The following is a 593-nucleotide window of genomic DNA, read 5'->3' as shown; positions in this document are numbered from 1 at the left end:
TTATTCCAACCTTCACGCTCTTTAGCCCATTCATAATAGGTTTCTACCTTTTCATATCGTCCATAATGGAGAGGGTCATGCATAAGATATTTTGTCACAAAATCTTCAAACACTTTCTCCCGTAGAGCATTTGATGTTGCCTGTTCACGATAGGATTGTAAAAGGGAGCGTAAAGTGAATTGTTCATTATCAGACTTAATAGATTGAAGCATATTGTAATAAAAATTCCTTACCTTATGAGATGATTAATATTTATCAAAAGAATCAAAACGAATTCAATTGAATGCATTTAAAGCAAATAACGATAAAAAAGGGAAAAAACTGCTAAAAAAGCCGATATTTTTTTCAAAAGGGGTCTTTAAGGCTGCTTATCAACAGCCCATGACATGGAATAAGATCAGCAAAGTAGTGAAATTTGCTATTCATTTCACGGGTTAATCAAGATAAATGTACTATGGGCTTTAATATATCAGAATGAGTACTTTGATAGATTTTATGAATCATTTTCCTTATAGGTTTTGAAGGTGTAAAAACCGTCAAAACCCCTTCAAAACGTATATTATTAGTTGAATTTATAGGTTGTGTTATCAATA

1 pseudogene is annotated in these 593 nt (G+C 31.7%); it reads right to left on the bottom strand.

The annotated features are described in order from the left end of the window. A pseudogene (locus tag ACFILO_RS09745) lies at positions 1 to 212 on the bottom strand (helicase); the annotation flags it as partial. Between the last annotated feature and the right edge of the window lie 381 nt (positions 213 to 593).

It is taken from the genome of Bartonella sp. AP72JLCBS (genome assembly GCF_042195705.1).
Lineage (GTDB): Bacteria > Pseudomonadota > Alphaproteobacteria > Rhizobiales > Rhizobiaceae > Bartonella.
Note: the sequence above shows the minus strand (reverse complement) of the source record. Positions and strands in the feature narration are given on the sequence as shown.